The sequence below is a fragment of the Sphingobacterium sp. JUb20 genome, assembly GCF_004342035.1.
Taxonomy (GTDB): domain Bacteria; phylum Bacteroidota; class Bacteroidia; order Sphingobacteriales; family Sphingobacteriaceae; genus Sphingobacterium; species Sphingobacterium anhuiense.
This window is the reverse complement of sequence record NZ_SLYV01000002.1, coordinates 287,147-308,528: the sequence shown is the minus strand read 5'-3', so window position 1 is coordinate 308,528 and position 21,382 is coordinate 287,147. Positions and strand designations below refer to the sequence as shown.

At 36.3% G+C, this 21,382-nt stretch carries 15 protein-coding genes; 5 read left to right on the top strand and 10 right to left on the bottom strand.

Features of this window, described 5'->3' with window-relative positions; translation table 11 throughout:
• Nucleotides 1-9: 9 nt before the first annotated feature.
• The 10 genes from EDF66_RS04535 to nagA form a co-directional block, all read right to left on the bottom strand.
• Nucleotides 10-1,863 (bottom strand): PQQ-binding-like beta-propeller repeat protein, encoded by a 1,854-nt coding sequence (locus EDF66_RS04535; RefSeq protein ID WP_132840945.1) that lies wholly within the window; start codon nt 1,861-1,863, stop codon nt 10-12.
• Between the two features lie 170 nt (nt 1,864-2,033).
• A complete protein-coding gene (locus EDF66_RS04530; protein ID WP_243655988.1) occupies nt 2,034-3,896 on the bottom strand; it encodes a RagB/SusD family nutrient uptake outer membrane protein in 1,863 nt (620 codons plus the stop codon).
• A gap of 5 nt (nt 3,897-3,901) precedes the next feature.
• On the bottom strand, nt 3,902-7,360 hold the full coding sequence (locus EDF66_RS04525; RefSeq protein WP_132840942.1) for a SusC/RagA family TonB-linked outer membrane protein: 3,459 nt from the start codon (nt 7,358-7,360) through the stop codon (nt 3,902-3,904).
• A gap of 57 nt (nt 7,361-7,417) precedes the next feature.
• On the bottom strand, nt 7,418-8,641 hold the full coding sequence (locus tag EDF66_RS04520) for an exo-beta-N-acetylmuramidase NamZ domain-containing protein (RefSeq protein WP_132840940.1): 1,224 nt from the start codon (nt 8,639-8,641) through the stop codon (nt 7,418-7,420).
• 482 nt (nt 8,642-9,123) lie between these two features.
• Nucleotides 9,124-9,765 (bottom strand): N-acetylmuramoyl-L-alanine amidase, encoded by a 642-nt coding sequence (locus EDF66_RS04515; protein ID WP_132840938.1) that lies wholly within the window; start codon nt 9,763-9,765, stop codon nt 9,124-9,126.
• Between the two features lie 52 nt (nt 9,766-9,817).
• Nucleotides 9,818-11,449 (bottom strand): SusD/RagB family nutrient-binding outer membrane lipoprotein, encoded by a 1,632-nt coding sequence (locus EDF66_RS04510; protein WP_132840936.1) that lies wholly within the window; start codon nt 11,447-11,449, stop codon nt 9,818-9,820.
• Nucleotides 11,450-11,453: 4 nt separating this feature from the next.
• A complete protein-coding gene (locus tag EDF66_RS04505; protein WP_132840935.1) occupies nt 11,454-14,537 on the bottom strand; it encodes a SusC/RagA family TonB-linked outer membrane protein in 3,084 nt (1,027 codons plus the stop codon).
• A 243-nt stretch (nt 14,538-14,780) separates the two neighbouring features.
• Complete coding sequence (locus EDF66_RS04500; RefSeq protein WP_132840933.1) at nt 14,781-15,329, bottom strand: acyl-CoA thioesterase; 549 nt, start codon at nt 15,327-15,329, stop codon at nt 14,781-14,783.
• 164 nt (nt 15,330-15,493) lie between these two features.
• Nucleotides 15,494-17,101 (bottom strand): glycoside hydrolase family 10 protein, encoded by a 1,608-nt coding sequence (locus tag EDF66_RS04495; protein WP_132840931.1) that lies wholly within the window; start codon nt 17,099-17,101, stop codon nt 15,494-15,496.
• A gap of 69 nt (nt 17,102-17,170) precedes the next feature.
• Complete coding sequence (gene nagA / locus EDF66_RS04490) at nt 17,171-18,283, bottom strand: N-acetylglucosamine-6-phosphate deacetylase (protein ID WP_132840929.1); 1,113 nt, start codon at nt 18,281-18,283, stop codon at nt 17,171-17,173.
• 68 nt (nt 18,284-18,351) lie between these two features.
• Here nagA and EDF66_RS26525 point away from each other — a divergent pair, with 68 nt between their 5' ends.
• The 5 genes from EDF66_RS26525 to EDF66_RS04470 all read left to right on the top strand — a co-directional run bounded on the left by EDF66_RS26525 (nt 18,352) and on the right by EDF66_RS04470 (nt 21,314).
• Nucleotides 18,352-18,483 carry a DUF6728 family protein gene (locus tag EDF66_RS26525; protein WP_310437834.1) on the top strand — a complete coding sequence of 44 codons (132 nt, stop codon included), beginning with the start codon at nt 18,352-18,354 and terminating at the stop codon, nt 18,481-18,483.
• A gap of 10 nt (nt 18,484-18,493) precedes the next feature.
• Nucleotides 18,494-18,880, top strand: coding sequence for a RidA family protein (locus EDF66_RS04485; RefSeq protein WP_132840927.1), 387 nt, complete (start codon nt 18,494-18,496; stop codon nt 18,878-18,880).
• Nucleotides 18,880-19,806 carry an EamA family transporter gene (locus EDF66_RS04480; RefSeq protein ID WP_132840925.1) on the top strand — a complete coding sequence of 309 codons (927 nt, stop codon included), beginning with the start codon at nt 18,880-18,882 and terminating at the stop codon, nt 19,804-19,806. Before EDF66_RS04485 ends, EDF66_RS04480 begins: the two co-directional genes overlap by 1 nt.
• A 65-nt stretch (nt 19,807-19,871) precedes the next feature.
• A complete protein-coding gene (locus EDF66_RS04475; protein WP_132840924.1) occupies nt 19,872-20,576 on the top strand; it encodes a hypothetical protein in 705 nt (234 codons plus the stop codon).
• 18 nt (nt 20,577-20,594) lie between these two features.
• On the top strand, nt 20,595-21,314 hold the full coding sequence (locus EDF66_RS04470) for a hypothetical protein (RefSeq protein WP_132840922.1): 720 nt from the start codon (nt 20,595-20,597) through the stop codon (nt 21,312-21,314).
• Nucleotides 21,315-21,382 lie beyond the last annotated feature (68 nt).

Here is a 21,382-nt window from a genome sequence, read left to right as displayed (position 1 = left end):
TTTATAAAGTTAAAATTTTAGTTTAACAATTTTACCGTCCATTGTACTGCAAACTAACCCTTTATTACCCATAATCAGCGGCGGATTGACCATACCATTTGATATTTTATATTGCCACAATACAGCTCCTGAGGAGGCATTAACAGCTGACAGCAAACCTGAATGACTTGGTACAAAAACAATTTTATTGTTAGCGGTGATCGCTGACGGGGTTAGTTCATAAGGAAGTTTCAAATCTGATTTCCATGAGACTTCCATTTTATCAGCTTTGGTGGAAATACCAAGTAAATCACCATCCATTGTTTTCACATATACATATTTATGATCAGTTGATAAACCCATTGACTCTCTAACTCGTATCGTATCCTTCTTCTCTCTCCAGATAACCTTTCCATTTTTCGCATTTAAAGCTGTCATAAATCGATCTGGAGCTACCACATAAATGGCATTATTCACCGCAACGGGATAACAAGCAGCAGCTGAAAACATCCGATTAGCATGACCATTATTCCATTCCCACTCTAATTTACCTGACTGCGCATTTAAGGCATAAAAACCATTACCCCAAGAACCAAAAATAATTAGATTTTGATAATAAGTTGGGAGCGTAGAAACATACCCCTTTACGTCCTTAAAATTCCACTTTTCCTTTCCAGTCAGTACATCCAATGCTCTAAAAACTCCATCCGAACCGCCGATGTATGCCGTGCCACTCTGAATCAAAGGTGATCCCAAAACAGCTTTTCCTGTTTTAATTTTCCATTTTAACAGTCCACTTTCTGCATCCAACCCATAGATATAATGATCTGAAGAACCGACAACGACAACACCCTTCCATGCAGCTGGTGTTGAATAAACTTTACCACCAGTTTTAAATGACCATTTTTTCTGCCCCGTATTATTATCCAAAGCAAAAACATCTCCTGAAGTATTTGCTGTAATGATCAAATCCTTATAAAGTGCCATTCCAGAACCGATATCACTCTCATCTTGAAAAACCCAATCCACAACAACTTTAGAGGCGAATTTTTCATTAACAGCGTAATTTGGTCTCGGATATTTCTTTTTATCTAGTTCAAAATGATGATTTTCTAGCGCGATCACTGCCCAAGGATTCAAGGAAGTTCCATCAACTGTACGTTCTTGATAAGTAGCCTTACCCTGGTCAATCGTCACAATATTATAACCGCCATATTCATTCTTCGCGCGCAAATTTGACCTCCCCATGATCCCAGGTATACCCTCCCAGTCGTACACTTTATTTATATGACCATGTCCGCAAAAAGCTAATTGTACATTTCTAGATTTCACACGATCCAACGCTTCAAACCAATTATTTAAAGAAGAATCCTGCGGATAGTGATTGATATATATGAGAGGGGTATTACGATCAGGATGAGCACTAAACACAGAATCCATCCACACTAGGTTTTCCCTCGGAATCTGACCAGGACTCATCCGCATGTTAGGACCAGAGTTTGTACCCAAAAACATAAATCCTTTATGTTTAAAAAAGAAGGTTTCACCTCCAAACACATTACGAAAAGTATTGGCCCCATTTTCAGACCAGTTACCATCATGATTTCCAGGTATTACATACCATGGCAATGACAAACTATCCAGTATCTGCTTGGCCAATTTCAATTCATGATCTGCACCAAATTCTGTAATATCACCCGATAAAATAACAAAATCAATATCTTTTAATGTATTGAGATCTTTTACGGTTCGTCGTAAATCTTCTTCTCCAGTTGCACCGCCAACATGCGTATCTGTTACATGGGCAAATTTGAAAGTTTGCCCATGCAAGAAATTGAAGGCAAAAGTCATTATGCAAATAATAGTATAGGTTCTTTTTATCATGATAGGAATCAGTTATTAACGTAAATATACTTAAAAAAATGCACAAACATGCATGTTTGTGCAATAATATAAAATAATAACGCAAACAAACACTTTTGCAAAATGGTCAATGGGACCAAATAAAAAGAGCCACCTAAATTAAGTGGCTCTAATAACCCAGTAGTCAAAGACTACCAGCCTGCTGTTTGTGTTAATGTATATCCTCTGTCTTTATACTCGTTAACCTGAGCCTGACCAACTGGAGCCATATAAGAGCGATCTGTGAAAGGTTCTCTATGTTGCGCATTTTCAACCATATAAAAACCAACCAATTGATCATCATTGCTACCATTATATGTAATTGTCGCACCGGTTGCATTCACAACTTTCAATTTACCTTCATTACTCTTATTTAGTAAACTAGGCAAATCTGTTTTCACATCTAACCACGGGCCTAAGAAATAGTCTTGATTTTTACTATAATCCATGTAATTAAGTTTTTTCCAGCGCTTAATATCCAACAATCTAAAACCTTCGTACACAAATTCCATTCTGCGTTCACGACGAATTTCCCACATCAAAGGAGAAACATCACCATCACGAGAAGGATCTACCGCAATAGCTCCAAGAATTAAAGGCGCAGTTTTTTTAACTCCTTTTGAAGTTGCAATAGCATCAATTGGACGGTTTCTGATCGCATTAACCGACTTATCCAAATCCGACTGCGTAACTGCAGCTCCACCAAAACCTTCAGCTAAAATCTGTTTCGTCTCGACCCAGTTCAATACAACTTCAGCTAGACGAATGACAGGCGCATCAGTAATATTTGTATTACTAGCCCAAGCCGCAGGATATGTTTTGCCTAAATAAGTAAGAGCCTCACGAGAAGCAAATTTAAAAGCATACAATAAAGTCGCAGAAGAACTTAATGGTTTTTCATAAAATGAAGCCTCAAATCTAGGATCACGCGACACTGCCAAATCTTTTATCTTGAAACTACTTGCATTTGTTGCAGTAGAATTTTGCCAAGGCTTACCATCGTTACAAATAAACGACTTCATCAATACTAAATTTGCTGCTGAATTTTGTCCTTCAGTTCCATTACTATAAGATCCTACACTATGCGTAACACTTTTACCATTATCATAGGCTCTATACATGATCACCTCTTTATTGGCGCTTAGATCATCTGAAGAAAACAAACTTTTAAAATCACTCGTAAATGAATAGGCGTTCGAATTGATAACAATTTCAGAAGCTTGCTGTGCTAATTCAAGATATTTCTTAGCCCTATTTTTATCCAGGTTATGATAATATTGAAATGACCCTTCAAACAACATTAATCTAGAAATAAAAGATGCGGCAATATATCTATTCAAATACTGTTTACCGTCATTGATTCTCATATTTTCCAAGGCATATTTAAAGTCTTCGTAAACCTTATCCATTACCTCACCGCGTTTATCACGGTCTTTATACATTAATTGGATATCATTATCTGCTAGTTCTCGATCAAAATAAGGAACATCACCAAAAACCTCCACTAATCGACTATATTCAAACCCCCTAAAAAAGCGAGCAACTGCAGTCCAATGATTATAGGCTTCAGTGGTAATATTTGGTTTAGTTTTAGTATCGATTCTATTGATAAAAATATTTGCTTTTCTTACCCAAGCAAAATTCCATGTTGGGCCAGAATACTGCGTCAACATAGAAGGAGCCTCCATAGCAGTAATCGTGCTACCAGAACCTACACGAGATGCAGGAACAGCATTTTCAAAATTTGTCTGAACGTTTCTATTTGTCAAATCATCTGAGAACGTATAACCAGTTACTGGAGCATAATCTGTCCCCCAAGCACTATTATAGCCCACAAAGTAATTTTGATAAAACCCATTCGCATATAATCGAAGCCCCAATTCATTTCCCCAACTATTTTCATCTTCCAACTGTGTCAATTGATTTCTATCTAACACTTCCTTACTACATGATGAAAACAAAGCCATTGCTGCAAAAGCAACGTATGCTATTTTCTTTGAATATTTCATTTTCATTGTTATTAAAAATTAACTTGAACACCAAAAGATACCGACTTAAAAGTAGGCGTACCAATCCCTGTTCTTCCCGAGTTATAATTCGTGTCATTAAACATTGAATAACCATTTATCACTTCAGGATCGATAGGCAATCCATTTACATGATCTTTTGTAAAGAAATTCTCTAATGACGTATAGACACGTGCTGATTTAATATAAACTTTATTCAGCATCGTAGCTGGCAAAGAATAACCCAACGTTATATTTTTAACACGCAGGTATGATAAGTCCAACAGGTATCTCGATTGGATTTGCATATTATTATTCAAATTGTTACCACCATTATTATAGGCTCTAGGATAAAATGCTTCAAGATTATCGGCAGACCAAAAATTATCGGCAATAGTTGAAGGCATTGCACCGTCAGAGGATTGATAGCCAGCAATCGCTAGTGAACCATTACCCCACATTTCACGTTTTCCAATACCTTGAACAAACGCAGAAAAATCAAACCCTTTAAAATCAAGACCTAAACGGAAACCATATTCATATCTAGGAGTCTCATTCCCCAAGATTGCTAAATCTCCATGATCGTTAACGGTTTTACTTCCATCATTGATAACTCCATCACCATTTAAATCAGCAAATTTTACATCGCCAGGCCCGAAAATAAAGTCACTGCTATTCTGCAAATATCCTTGGTAAGCACCTTTGGGGTCAGATAGTTTATTTACTATTTTACCTTTATCTGTTGTTTTAACTAATGCTCCAGCGGCATCATATTCAAAATCTGAAGCTTGGTACAATCTATCAGTTTTATACCCCCAGATTTCTCCTACTTTTTTACCCACATAATAACTGCTGATCAACTGCGTATCTGTATATTTTAAGATAGTTGATTGTGCATCAGCTAACGTTCCACGCATGTTTAAACCTAAACCATTGCTAAATCTATGATTAAAGTCTACCGCAAACTCCCATCCTTGAGTCTTCATATCACCATAATTTCCTTGTGGTGCTGGCGCTCCAAATGTTGCACTCACGTTTCCACTAGGAACAATCATATTTCTCGTATTTCTTCTATACCAATCAAATACGAAACCCAACTTATTATTTAGTACTCTTAAATCAGCTCCTAAATTCAAAGTTTCAATATTTTGCCATGATATATCCGATCGCACAGAAGTTGGTGTACCGATCGCATACACCCTACTACCATCTGCAGCCAACCAACTCACCTCACCAACCGTCATAGTTGACGTATACAAACTTGGCTTAATGGTTTGATCACCAATAGAGCCCCATGAACCTCTAAATTTCAATTGACTCACAACAGGTTTAGACCATTCCATAAAACCTTCTTCCGAAGCAACCCAACCAGCTGAAAAAGATGGAAACCATTTCCATTTCAAGTCTGTCGGAAATTTAGAAGAACCATCATATCTAATGTTACCCTCAAAAAGATACTTATTCTTGTAGGCATAGTTCACACGCCCAAAGTACCCCAACTGAGCTTCCCATCTTGCATCACCTGTAGCCTGTTGTGAGGCAGTGTTAATTCCAAATCCTAACTGAGGATTATTTAAATCTATTAGATTAAATGTTTGCGAAGAATTTTCAGAATAATCTAATGTTACGCGGTTCAAACCTGCAATAAATTTGAAATCGTGATCATCATTCACCCTTAAATTGTAAGTTGTCAATGCATTGATCGTATTATTTCGCTCGTTACCAGCTGTCCTTTTATAATGATCAGGATTACCACCATTAGGCGTATACTGATAATAATTTAGATCGTATGCGCGCATAGCACCAGCAACACCTGACGCCACTACAGCTCCTGTATTATCAACATAAACAGGAACTCCATTTGCATCATTTCTAGCCACACCAGCAACCCATGAATCTGCCCCTGTAAATCGTGTTCCTGGATAAGTATTGATCATCTCATTATTTGCAAATGTGTAATCAATATCAAACTTCCAATTATCATTAATTTTTACTGTCGCTCCTAGATTTAGGTTTAAATAATTATTTTGTAGACTGGCTGTATTTGCTGCAGATGTTTCACTCCAAGGACTTCTGATCGCTCTATCATTTTCATCCAAGCCCATTGGATACAGCGAACTCCATCTATATAAATATAACCAAGGATCTGCAGTTGTTGAGTTAGTCGTATACGGATACTGTTTATTTCTTCTGGAGACCATAGCTCCTGCTCTCACAGTCAAATATTTATTAAGCTCGGTAGAAATCCGCAACGAAGCATTATAACGCTTAAACTTATCGTTGTCAGTAGTTTTCATCATTCCTGCCTGACTGAGAGTAGCCATGCTTAAATTGTAATCTGTTTTACCTGCAGATCCAGAAAATGAAAGATTATGTTGCGACGAAGGAGCAACATCACGAATCATATAATCTTGAGGATCATAAGTTCGTACACCATATTTTTTTGTTGGTTCGGCTGGATTCACATACCAATCCCTTCCATATACAGTTGGATCATTAACACCTAACTTTCCACCGTATAGCTTCTCCCATTCTAAAGCACGATTATAACTTTCGCGATTGACTTTATAAAAAGCCCCAGCTTCGGTTCCTCCAACGCGCTCCACAGCTTCCAAAGTATATTTCAGAGCATTTACCCCAGCCATATTATAATCAATTGCCGAGCTTTGAAACGAAAAATTATTTGAATAATTGATATTTACTTTTTCACCTGATCCACCTTTTTTTGTCGTAATCAAAACAACACCAAAGGCGGCCTTTGCACCATAAATTGATGATGCAGCAGCATCTTTCAGCACAGTAATCGATTCCACATCAGCAGGATTAACCAACTGAATACTTGGTATTTCAACATTATCCAACAAAATAAGTGGGTTAGATGTTCCTGCAATAGAACCTATCTGTCCACGTATTTTCATAACCGGATCGGACCCGACCTCGCCACTTGGAATAACCACGGTCAAACCTGGAGTAGTTCCCTGGATACCTCTTCCAACATCAGCAATAGCTCTGCCTTGTAAATTATCTTTTACAGAAATTGACGAAACAGCACCCGTCAAATTTCCTTTTTTCTGCGTACCATAACCAACCACAACGACTTCTTCCAAAGCTTCATTGCTTGATTCTATGGTTACATTGACTGTATTAGAAGTTACTGTCACCTCTTTTGTTGCATAACCCACAGAAGTAAATCTTAATTTACTTCCAATTGGAGCAGCAATTTTGAAATGACCTTGGCTATCAGTTTTTGTAGATGCCGTTCCTCCAACAACTACTACGCTTACCTCAGACATGGGCCCATCTGGTCCAGTCACTACCCCCTGAACTGCATTTTGAAGTACAGATTTGGATGAAGCTAAAAGTGACTGTGTTACTTTAGGATTATTTAGAATACTCTCTTTGCTCACATTACTGAAAGACTTCGAAGGCACACTTAATCCCACCGCAACAGAAAATAGTATAAATTTTCTCATTGTATTGTAGCGTTTTAAAATAAATGATTGCTTATATTGATATTTAGTTTGTTTGTTTTATTCAAAATCTGGGTAGATCAAATATTTTTTACGCATCAATTTATATGCGTCTAAATCCTTAGCCCATGATGCTCTAATTTCATCTTCCGATTTACCTGCAAGAATCTGCAGTCTTAATTGATCTGTTCCCGCTAGCTTGTCAAAAAAGGCAGGTCGGGCAAAGAAAGTTGATTTATCAGGAGTTTTATTGTAAAAATCCAAGAGATATTTCAGGGTAAACTTGTGCTCCGAAGGAATTATATTTCGAAGATCAAGACCATAATTAACAGCACCTTTACCTTCCACATGTTTTGTCATACCATGGCGATCACCTGGAGTAAAAGTAAATGAACCATAAACTGGATTGGTATAACCAATAATTTGAAAAGGCCAGTCCGTTCCACGTCCTACGGAAATATCAGTCCCCTCAAAAAGACATAATGATAAATACAGCCGAACCGATAACGCATTTGGAAGACTTGGTGAGGGAATAACCGGCAGTTCGTACATCATCTTATGATCATATCCTTTTACAGGGACAACCGTAACATCACATTGCTTTCCATTTTCTAACCATTTTTCACCATTAACCATCTTAGCCAATTCACCAATTGTCAAACCGTGAATCATCGCTATTTTGTGCCAAGAAACATCAGATTTAAACTTATCATCGTGCCTTACGGGACCATCTACTTGATCTCCATTTGGATTAGGTCGATCCAAGACAATTAATTTCTTATTATGTTTTGCACATAATTCCATAACACGATGTAACGAAGTGATATAAGTATAAAATCGAGCTCCAACATCCTGAAGATCGAAAATCATAACATCGATTGTATTTATGATTGAATCCTGTTTCTGATTACCGCCATATAAAGTATATAAAGGCAACCCTGTTTTAGAGTCAACATCATTTCCAAATTTCTCTCCTCTTTCTACATCACCTCTAAATCCATGCTCAGGCGCAAAAGCAAATTTTAAATCCACTTTCTCCCGAAACAATAAATCAACCAGATGTTCCTTTGATCGTCCAACAACAGAAGTTTGATTCCCCATTATCCCAACCTTCTTACCTTTTAACATGGGTAAGTAAATTGCAAGTTGATCTGCTCCCGGTAAAATATCTGTATTATTAGTGACTGTAGAAGAAGGAGTCTTGCTTACAATTGCTGATTTACTAGTACAGGAATTGAAAGCAAGAAAACTTGTCAATGCAAGGAATGCAAATAGTCTTTTCATAGTTAAATTAAAATTGATGATAGCGTACCTACCATACTGCCAAATAGTTGATAATTCGTCAATAAATGTAAGTAGATGTTTTCGTTTTCTAAATTAAATAACTCATAAACATGCAAAACAAAGTAAGTGATCACTTTTATTTTATTCAAATCCAATTGCTATTTATTTAACATTTTTTAACAGAAAAAATTATTAAAACAACATAACTAACTAAATAACAGAATAATAAATAAAATTTAAAGATGTAAAATTGGCTCAAATAGTGTAACAGATACACTCAAATGTAACATTACTGATACACACGCAGAATGTAGCATAAAACAGCAAATAAGACTTTCTTAAGAAAAATATAAGAGAGATGTCTTTGGGGCATCAAAAGCGACGAAAAAACTCATCAAATGCAATGAAATCCTCAAAAAAATATAAATAACAAAAAAGGAGCCCTCAGGAACTCCTTTTATTTCATTGATCGATTAGATCTATTATAAAGATAAAAGTTTCAAATCACTCAGATTTTCCCTCAGCTTTAACATAAAGGCATCCCCTGGATCTGATTTAGACGTAAAATAATCAGGATCAGTCTCTTTCCAATATTTAGTCTTTCGAAAAGCTCTATATTCATGATGGCCAATTACAAAATCAATCGGGTACTTACTTTTCAAGTATCTGATCAGCTTCTCATTTGCTTTTAACTGCTTTCCGGTAAGTGGATACTTATCTCCTCCAATATTTTCAATACCGATAGCACAATAGTTTAAACCAATAGTGTGTCTTGCAAACACTGTATCGGGTAAAAACTGATAAATGGTTCCATCTCTATCAATAACATACTGGGAAGAGACGTTTAAAGCACTTGCTTTTCTAAGTTCAGGCCTACCTGGCAATAGCACTGGATTGAATGTATTAAATGTTGCCTGAACACTATTATTAGCAGTCCAGTGCACCACTACCATTATTGGCTTAATAATAGCCGTCTGCTGTACAATACCATGCCTGTTTTTCAAATAATCCAAAGACAATTGCTCACGTTCTGCATTCCAAATAATTGGTTTTTGAATTATTTCAGATGTTTGCGCAAATGAACGAATGGCAAAAAATAAAAATAGAAAATAAAAGTATCTCATTTCACTAATATATAAAAGGGTTTACAAAATAAATGTAAACCCTAATTATTTTTTATTTATCCCACCAAATACGTTGATTTTGATAAGTGGGTAAATCCGCATCCGCATTAGCCGCTTTTACCTGAGTTAGGTTATAATTAATTTCATAAGATGGAATTGCAAACCGCCTAGGCCATTCAGTTTGCGACGGATAAGCAGTGGCAAATACATGGGACGGCCTTTTAAATCCTTTATAAATACCTGTTGATTCATTGTAATTCCCTGATGCATCCGTACAATAATTCATTCTTCTCAAATCAGACCATTGCTCAGGGGAATACGAAAGAGCAATATATTTTTGAATCATGATATGACTTAAAGTTAATTTACCAGCCTCCTGCACGATGGAAGAACTTGCCATATATGATGCTACATCCGAAGCCTTAACACCCATTATTTCCATATGCGCCTTGATCCCGGCTTGATAAGCGGTTAATGCTGCTCCCAATTCTCCTTTTTTAAAGCGTACTTCTGCTTCAATAAACTTCATTTCAGAATTAGTTAATAATAATCCTTTACCTCCTTTTTCAGTATACCAAGTTCCTGTTGAAAGTACTCGACCATTTGCGGCAACCTCCTTACGCATTGAAATATAAACGGAATCTTTATTTGAAAATTTATTTGTCGCACTGGCATAAACATAAGAAGCAGGGCCTGTTTTTGGCAAATCAGAACTCATATCTACAAATAAGGTTTGACGATAACTGCCATCTGGATTCTGAGAACTTGGAATTAATAAGTTTAATCGCGGATCAATAACATTAGCATTACCAGAGGGGGCGCCATGATAATTATTGGTAATATAATTATAATATAATTGCGTAATACGGGCTGAAGTTCCAGTATTCCCCCACTGCAAAGATGCTTTACTCTGATCACTTGTCGTAGCTGTCTCATCAATATATTGTATAATTGTACTCTCATCATTTAAAATTGGAGCTTTCTCCAAAGCGTCTAATACAGCCTGTGCGTTATATGTAGGTAATTTACTATAATGATTTAAAAATCTAGCTTTTAATCCATAAGCCAATTTCAACCAATTCTGTACGTTTCCCTTATTGAAAATGTCTCCGGCAGATAATGGAGCTGCTCCAGAAGCTTGTTCTTTAGACAAATCTAAGATAGCCTCATCAATTAAAGCTAAAATTTTGGTATACACATATTCTCCATCATCAAACTTCGGTGTAAGATTATTAACTTTATCAAACTCATCATATGGCAACATTCCATATAGATCAGCCATATAACCAAAGCCCCAAGCTTTAATCAGTTTTGCTACTCCAATATAGTGGTAAGCTCCAACTTTGGTTGCACTCTCAATTAACGGATCAATATTTACAGCAGTATTCACATACCATGATTGCCAAGGCCAGCCTGTTGAAGAAGCTGTTGAATTCCATCTGGTTAAATTCCAATTATTATTGTTAGCATTTACAACTGCCAACTGCTGACCTAAAAATGAAGTACGCGTACCTGCAGACTCATATCCATCTATAAACTGAGCCAACATGGATGGCAGCCGTTGTTGAGGTGTCGGTACTGTTGAATTCGCAGCATTAGGATTATCATTAACATCTAACCATTTACTGCAAGAATTGAGTAGCAATAGTATAGAAGTTGTGGCTATATAAAATATTTTTTTCATTACGTTAGAATTTTAAATTAACACCAAATGTAAATCCAGCAGTAGCAGGAACACCTGCATAATCAATACCTACCGAACCTGATCCTATAACACCCGCTCCTGCTGCACTTGTCTCCGGATCCATCCCTGAATAATTTGTAAGCAGCCATAAGTTTGTTCCGGTTACATTAAAAGAGGCACCTTTGAAAACTTTGGATCTTTTTAAGATAGATGATGGTAAACTATAAGTCAATGAAACCGAGCGTAAACGCAACCAATTAACTTTTTCAACAAAAAAAGGAGTGTTATTTGCATAAATATCTCGATAATATTTTTCTGTAGCAATAACTTCACGCGTTACTGTCTCGTATTCTTTTGTTGCTGGATTTAAAGATTTCCCTGTAAAGGTGAGTGTCTGACCTCTATTTTCTGTTTCTTTACTAAGCCCATAAGTTGTCATCAGATATTCTGTCCCATTCAAGATATCTCCACCTTTACGAAAATCAAATAAGAATGAAAAATCCCAATTTTTATAAGTGAAATTATTAGTTAATCCCCCAATAAAATCTGGTTCACGATTACCAATTGGTGTAGTAGTCAATGTGGATGTTAAAGGATTTCCTGTTTCCCAATCTAATAAAAGATTTCCGTCAGCATCCTTCTGCCATGTTGATCCCGAAAGGCCCATAAAATTTCCATTACCAAAGGAAGCCGCTTTACCATTCCCCACCTGCACATCCGTAACATATAATATTGGGAGTGCTGCCGGAAGCGATTTAACAACACCTTTATTATGAGAAAAATTCAACATCATATCCCAAGTGAAATGATCTCGTTTTATTGGAGTTGCATTTAACGAAATCTCAAAACCTTTATTTTCAATTTCACCCGTATTTACATAACTTAAGATATAACCTGTAGCGTTTGAAACACGAGGTTGTAAGATTTGATCTTTCGAATTATTTTGATAGTATGTAAAATCCAACCCCAATCTATTTTTTAAGAATTTCAATTCCGTACCAAATTCCATAGAGGCTGTTGTCTCAGGTTTTAATTGATCATTTCCTCGTGTCCACGCATTTCTATAACCTCCACCTATCGTTAATTCAGGACCAAACAAATAAGTATTGGTTTGATATGCCGGAGCATCTTTTCCCACTTGGGCATACGATGCTCGTAATTTTCCAAATGATAACATATCATTCTTATCCATTAGCTCAGTAAAAATTAAACTTCCTGAAACAGATGGGTAGAAAAATGAACGGTTTTGAATTGGCAAAGTTGAAGACCAATCATTTCTTCCAGTAATACTAAAGAACGCAAAATTTTTATATCCCGCTCTAAATTCACCATAAACACCTAATAAGCGCTTATCCGTGATTACTTGATTTAAATATTTATCTCCATTTTCGGCATTATTGATACTTTGAAAGTTTGGAATAGAAAAATTTTCTGCACGTAAAGAATTTGCCTGTATGTGAGTATCTTCAGCAGAAGTACCTAATAACAAATTTAAATCCCAGTTATCAGCAATTACTTTATGGAAATTCAACATGAAATTTGAATTCAAATAGGAGTATTGTCTTTTTCCTTCAGAAAGCATACCATTCTGCCAGGCCAATTTGACTGCAGATCCAGGAGAAATTAATGTACTAAAATCCGTAGTATAATTATCGATACCTAGACGATATGTAGCATCTAACCAACTCGTAATTTTAGCAGAGGCATAAGCAGTACCTAAAAAACGATCTGTTTTATCATTTTGTGGATTCTTATTGATCGTCCAATATGGATTATCAGCATTATCTAACAATGGAATATTTGGCAATAATAAATGCTGTGAACCATCAGGATTTATCCAATCTCGCATATTTGAATTTCTCGGCCAAGCGATTATAGATTCCATATAGCCCGAACCAGAACCACCCCATAAACCAGATCCAGTTAAAGTTTTACGAGTTGAGGAACGTGCAAATGAAGCATTAGCACCAAAGGTAAAGATGTCTGTTTTCTGCTCTGCATTAAATCGAAATGTAGTCCGGTCGAAATCTGTTGTTGGCACAACACCGCTCTGTTTAATATTTGAACCCGATAGATAGAAGTTCCCTTTTGCAGATCCGCCAGAAACATTAAATGAATTATCATATGTAGTTGCGGTTTGATAGAAATCTTCCATATTATTATAGATTTTCTCCCCATCTTTAAAAGCATCACCCCAGGATAAGCTAGTTTCAGGAATAAATAAACCATTGTAATATGATCCTTGTTTAAACTTATCCTGTTGCTTTGGCAGACGATTAACCCAATTAGTACCGATACGCGAATTAATACCAATAGAAGTTGCACCTTCTTTACCCTTCTTTGTGGTAATAACCACAGCTCCGGCCGCTGCTCTCAAACCATAAAGCGCTGCAGCGGCAGGGCCTTTTAATACTGAAATAGACTCAATATCTTCAGGATTAATATCTAATGCTCGATTACCATTTGTCGTTGAAATATTTGTATTTCCGTCAAATGCTGAATTATCACCTTGACCTGTAGAATTATCCATGGGCATACCATCAATAACAAATAAAGGTTGATTATCTCTTTCTAAAGATGTGCCACCACGAATAACAATAGATGCCGACCCTCCAGGGGAACCTCCAGAGTTAGTTACATTCACACCTGCAATCTTACCATTTAGAGAATTGATCACATTCGGATTTTTATTCTTCATCAGCTCGTCGGCTTTAATATCCTGAACAGCATAACCTAAAGCTTTTTTCTCCTTCTTTATCCCCATAGCAGTTACAACTACCTCGGTCAATGCTTCTTCACTGTTGGAAAGGGCAATATTGACGTTAGAGCTTGAGCCAACAGTCTGTTGCAATGGTTTGGAACCAATAGTGCTAAAAATAAGCACATCTCCAGGATCTGCTTTAATGGTAAAACTTCCATCTGGATTGGTCTGCGTACTTACTGCTTTGCCTTTGATGCTTACAGTCACATTCGACATGGATGTCCCATCAGATGCATTGGTCACTTTCCCCGAAATAGTTTTCGTTTGTGCCCACAAACTGGTAGATAACATCACTCCCGAACAGAATAAGAGTAATTTTTTATTCATGATAATAATTTAGTTAGTAGCAATTGTTTATATCGGATGTTTCGATCCCGACAGGTTTATACTAATTACTTTACAATAGTATAAAAAGGTTCTAAGCTTTGCAAGATTATGCGTAATTATTTTCAAAAAATGCCATAAAACACACTTGAAAATCATTAAGTTACCATACAATCGATTGATAAACCTTAAAAACAAAAAAAACAATATGCAAAAGACCGCACCACTAAATTATTATCACCATCATCACAAATTTATTTTCACATCGTAATGTTGTTTGATATATTCCTGTTGTTCTTGAGAGTCAAATTCCAGATCGAGGGTAGCCCGCTCTCTCTCCTTTTCAATTTCTATTTTAATCACACTTTTATAAAACCGAAAGATCTCCTTTTCACTTTCCAATATAAGTCGCGGAACACGAACAGATTTGCCTTCAGCATTTTTTGCAATCATTGTAAAATATGATGAGTTGCAGTGTTTTGTCTCACCAGATTGAATATTCATCGATTCAACACGAATTCCAACTTCCATCGAACTATTTCCTACATAATTGACCGAAGCGATAAGTGTTACCAACTCCCCTACTTCAATAGGCTTTAGAAAGTCCACTTTTCCAACGGACGCTGTCACACAATAATTTCCGGAAAACTTGGAGGCAACTGCAAAAGCAATTTGATCCATCAATGACAAAATATAGCCACCATGAATCTTTCCGCCAAAGTTGGCGTTAGAGGGTAACATCAACTGAGATATCCGTATAACAGATTCACCAGCTTTTTTATAAGTATCTTCCATATCTAAATATACTTCAGATAAATACGAACTCCAAATCGCTTGTTATCAAGCAATGTAATTAATACACCAAGACTATAATGTACGCTACCACATCAAAACACAAATTCCCAGAACAAAAAAAGGGATACCTTTTTAGATATCCCTTTTTATAGATTTATTTTAAATTACTTAATCTTTTCCGCCATATATGGACTCTCATTACTCAGACGGTCCACTGCTTTTACTGCCACATATAGTAACTTTTTACCATTCTTACTTTTTGCAAGTTGCTTGGCAGTAACCGAAGGATCAAAAATCTCATATGACCACTCACCACCATAGTTGCAGTAAAGTATCCAGTGATAAACTTGATCTACTTGTTTATGTTGCCACTTTGCAAAAACAAAATCTTTTTCTGCTGTCAACAACAAAGTTGGCTTCAGCATTGGATTTGCATTCAACCAAGGCGTTCTAGGTATCAATACTTTATTTTGGTAAGGACCTTCAAAAATTGCTCTTGTCATCGTAGGGTTTTTAATTAAACCGGCTAAGCTCCAATGAACAATACCTTTGCTATCTGGCACGATATTACGCATCGCAGCAATTTGATTTACAATTTCAGTTGAATATTCTGCTGTACGTTTCCCTACAGTATTGATACCTGGCCAAAGATGTCTGTGCATTGTATTTTCGCTCTCCCACCATTTCAATAAAGTTGTGAAACTTTGTTTAGCAGGCTGTATAGGCCAATACAATTGTGGCGTATAATAATCGACCCAGCCTTTATTAAGCCATAGCTTTGCATCTGCATACAATTGATCATATTGACTAGACCCTTGAATACCTGCCGGATAACCTGGTTTCCAGATCCCAAAAGGACTAATACCAAATTTCACAAAATTCTTTTCAGCTTTAATTTCTTTATAGATCCGTTCAATGAATGTGTTTACACTATTTCTACGCCAATCTGCACGAGCCAATGTACCACCATTCTTTTTGTAATCATTCCAACTGTCATTATCCGGAAAATCCTGCCCTCCATTATATTCCGCATAAGGATAAAAATAATCATCAAAATGTACCCCGTCAATGTTATAACGTTTTACAATATCCATTACTACACGGGCAGCATGGTCTTGAGTAGATTGTTTTGATGGATCAAACCAATACCATCCCTGCTTCAAACGGACAACGGAATTGGGCATCTTTTTAGCCATAGATGCCTCTGTCAACTTACCGCCAGAAGTATGGTGAGCACGATAAGGATTTAACCAAACATGTAATTCAATCCCTCGCTTATGTGCCTCTTCAACCCAAAATTCCAAAGGATCATAATATGGAAAAGGAGCTTTCCCTTGTTCTCCTGTTAAAAAATATGACCAAGGCTCGAGATCACTCTTATACATCGCATCCGACGAGGGGCGAACCTGAAAAATAGCTGCATTGAAATTATTTGCTTTCAAAAATTCTAAAATCTGGATCGCTTCCTGTTTTTGTTCATCCGTAGATAAAAAGTTTTTACTTGGCCAATTTATATTTGCGACAGATGCGATCCATGCAGCACGAAATTCACGTTGCACTTCAGGAAGCTCCACAGCGATTTCTTTTGGTGCTTCAACCTTTTTCTCTTGTATATTAATGTTAACCTTTTCACGTTGCGGTTTATCCTTTTTATCCGGATGCTGTACAATTACAGCAGGTGTGGCTTTTATCTCTTCTGTTTTTCTATTCTTTTTGGAAGAGCATGAAAATAAGAATAAAGCAACTGAAAGTATTAATAAGTGATGTTTCATTAAAAAATGTTAAGGAATTATTTCAAAATAAGTTACAAATGTACGGATTATGAATTTGTATCAAGAGCACTAGCGCGATATTAACTTTCCTTTAACCAGAACATCCTGAAGTTCAAAATTAGAAGTAAATATGATCACATTAGCTATACTTCCTATATTCAGGTTTCCAATATCTGTACGCTTTAGCAGTCTTGCTGGATAAGTAGTTCCCATCCGTATCGCCTCGTCCAATGGAACACCAACCTGTTGCACTATATTTCTAACCGATTCAAATAAAGAAATCGCTCCTCCCGAAATCGTCCCGTCGGGCAGTGAATAATAACCGTCATTCAACACATGTTGATAGATTCCTAGTGCACAAGCAGCAACTGCATCTGATATCAAAAACAATCGTTCGCCCATTTGTTTTTTAGCCACTTTAACTGCCTCGAAACTGACGTGATGTCCATCTGTAATTATACTCGAACATGCTGTTGGATGATTGAAAATAGCTCCTACCATACCAACCTCCCGATGATGTAAAGAAGACATCGCATTAAATAGGTGGGTACTTGTGGGAATCCCCAGATCAAAACCTTTAGTGCCTTCCTTAAATGTTGCATCACTATGCCCTGCACTTAATAAAAGTTCATACGATTTTAGGTACTCAAGAACATCATCGTCCATACATTCCGGAGCAATGGTCATCATTTTCACAACAGTATTGTGCTCGCCAAGCAATTCCTTAATATTTTCTTTTGTTGCTTTTACAATGAGATCAGCCGGGTGAGCCCCTCTCTTCTTTGCATTCAAAAATGGCCCTTCAAGGTGCAAGCCCAATAATGCATCATGTTTAAAATTGTCAGCAACCTGAATCGCTTCTTGAAAAACTTCAAACATATTTGTCGCTAAAGTCATCATATATGAAGTCGTTCCTTTTCGAACCAAACGATCAGAAATGCGCTGTAAAGATGCTGAAGTCAAATGCGCTGAAAATAAATCATCACCGTCGCCATATAACTGCAAATCAATGAGACCCGCACAAATATTAGCTCCATTAACAACAATCTGTTCAAAATCAGCTGGAACTTGATTAGGCTCTACTATTCCAGTAATCTCTCCATTTTCAATAAGCAATGTTTTATCTTCAATAAGATTATAATCTGAAAAAATTCTTCCACCAACTAATGCGAGTTTATTCATTATCTTTTATTTTTGATTGTTTAAAGATAATCATTGCGATTATCAATTTACTAGCGTAACTTAGTTCCATGTACTTTTTTAGAAAAAAAGACCCCAATCGCCCAACGAACGGCAATCTAAAAGCTATGCATATTATTAATGCTATAGCCATCATCGTTTTCATTCTGGCGCTGATTTACAAGTTTTTCTTTGCATCCTAAATACCAGCATATGTCTCAAAAAATTATTTTAAATACCGAAAAAGCACCAGCGGCAATTGGTCCTTACAACCAAGCTATAAAAGCTGACAAAACATTATACGTTTCCGGACAAATTCCTTTAATTCCTGAAACTATGGAATTAATCACAACAGGAGTTGCAGATGAAGCACATCAAGTATTAAAGAATGTTGATGCCATCTTAAAAAACGCAGGCTATGGATTTGAAGATGTTGTTAAAGCATCTATTTTCTTAAGTAGTATGGATGACTTTGCTACAGTAAATGAAGTCTACGCACAATACTTCACTACAGTACAGCCTGCACGTGAATGTGTTGCTGTAAAGACTCTTCCAAAAAATGTAAATGTAGAAATCTCCGTGATTGCTTGGAAAGATTAATGGCAAACATAGAACAAGATACTGAAGGCCGCGGAAAGTATTTCTTAGCGGCTTTTTTAGGTCCTTTAATCTGGGGGTTTATGGCTGTCCCTATACGCTTATTAAAAAATTGGTCAGCTGAAGATATCCTCCATTACCGCATCATATTAGCCGTTTCACTTCTTTGGCTCTTCAATATCGTTTTCAGAAAGGCCGACATTAGAGCTGATTATAATTATTTTAAGCAACTGCCCAAGAATAACAGAACTAAGATTACCTATCTTACCCTTATTTCGGCTATACTTTTATTTGCAAACTGGTATACGTATATCTACTGCATTAATAGCATCAGTGTACAGGCCGGTGCCTTTGCTTACATCTTATGTCCATTAATCACGACTGCAGCAGGCTATTTAATTTTAAAAGAAAACTTAAATATAGCCCAAAAGGTATCTTTACTTATTGCTATTACTGGTGTATGCATGTTAGCAACCGGATCACTTACAGAAGTATTATGGTCTTTAACCATTGGCTCACTATATGCCTTTTATTTGGTATTACAGCGTATTATACAAGGGTTTGACAAACTCAATATGCTGGCACTCCAACTTGCCATCTGTACATTATTCATTATACCCCAAATGCTCGTTGATCAAAGTCCAATACCTCAAGACAGCACATTTTGGACCGTTACTTTAACCATAGCACTATTGTTCACAATCATACCGCTCTTCTCGAGCATGTATGCATTAAAGAAAATATCTTCTTCCACATTGGGGATCATGTTGTACATTAATCCCATCATTGCATTCGCACTCGCTATTACTTACTTTCAGGAGCAGGTAGATCCTTACAAATTTTGGGCATATGGCCTTATTTTCATTGCTATTCTGATCTTCAATTCTGATAAAATAAAATTTCTCTTTAAAAGGAAAAAACTCATGTAGCACAACCTGTTTTAGTTACGTTTACATGGTTAATAAACTAATATTAACCATGTAACCTTAATACGATGAAAATCTATCGATTTTTTACACTTTCTTTTTTAGTGCTCACGATACTATCGTGCAAAAAAGATCACCTTTCTTATGATGAGCTTTATAAAAAAGCATCAGAGAAATATCAAGAAATGCACTTGCTTACACAAAGTATTTCATGCGGAGACATCAGCAAGTGGTACGTCGATACCTTATTGTTAGATCCAACTACTCGAGGTTACTTACCCGTTTCTCCCACAATAAAAAACAAATATGATCTGCTAAAAAAAGAACATACTAATTTATTAACAAAAGCCATGGACGCTGATGATCGGCCATATCCAAACTTTGTATCTCTACATATGCCTGTACATTTCGGAATCATATGTCAGAATGGATTTGCAAAGGTAAAAACTGCCGAAGATTTCAATACCGAACAGACACGAACAGCTCTAAACGAAAGAAGTGAAACACTGCAGCATTACTTTAAAGATAAACCATGTACCGCGGCGAGTGATTGGATAGTTACTGGCATAAAAAAAGATTGTTCCCAAATATGGATTCCAACCATTGCTAATCAAACATATCGTAATGGATTTTATGCAATTCTTACAGAATATAATACATTATATTTCCATCTAACACAATTAGATAAAGAACTACAAAATTGTACTCCGAATAGTGCCCCCGCCCCCAAATCCGTGCGATGTGAAAATAATAAACCGATTGTAGTCTTTTAGACTTTATACTTACTCGATATGAAATTTATAAAACTAGTCAGCTATTTGTTTCTATTTATGTTACTTTTTAGTGCTTGCGAAAAAGACGATTTTACTTCTGAACAATGGTCTGCTAAAGCTGAAGAAAAGAAAGCCGAAATTGATAAACTCATTGCTTCAGAAAAATGTGAAAATTTGAACGAATGGAACATTGAAAAAGTCAGCAACTTTTGGTGTGGGCATGTTTATTTCCCTGTGCATAAACGTTTCAAATCACAATTCAATAAACTATGGGAGGAATATTTAGCACTTAGATCCAACGAAGTCAATGCCGGTATCAAAGAAGGAATTATTTACGAGCCCTGTGAGGAGTATATTTTGTTTAATAGTGAACCCACTCAACTTTCCTGCGTAAATGGAAAAGCCAAATTACTGTACATAAAAGATTTAAGCTTATCAGAAAGTAAAATACGTATTGCCCCTTTAAAAATAAAGATCGACAAATACCTGAATAATCTTACTTGTAGCGGAACCGAAAACTGGGGTACGACAATACTATTAAAAGACTGTGGAGTTGAACATATAGCTTATATTAGAACAGCAGAACGTCCAGAAATCATGAAAGATATTGCACTTTACAATTCCTTAAAAAAGAATATCATAGAACGTGAAAAGCCGAATTGTTCCACAGGAAAATATACATATCCCAAAGGAGTAAAATGCGTCAATAACAAACCCGTTGTTGAGCTCTCAGAATAATAAAACAAACAGCAGTATTTTTAAAATCGGCTAAGCTCTTAAAGTATTGGCCGATTTTTTTTGATCTC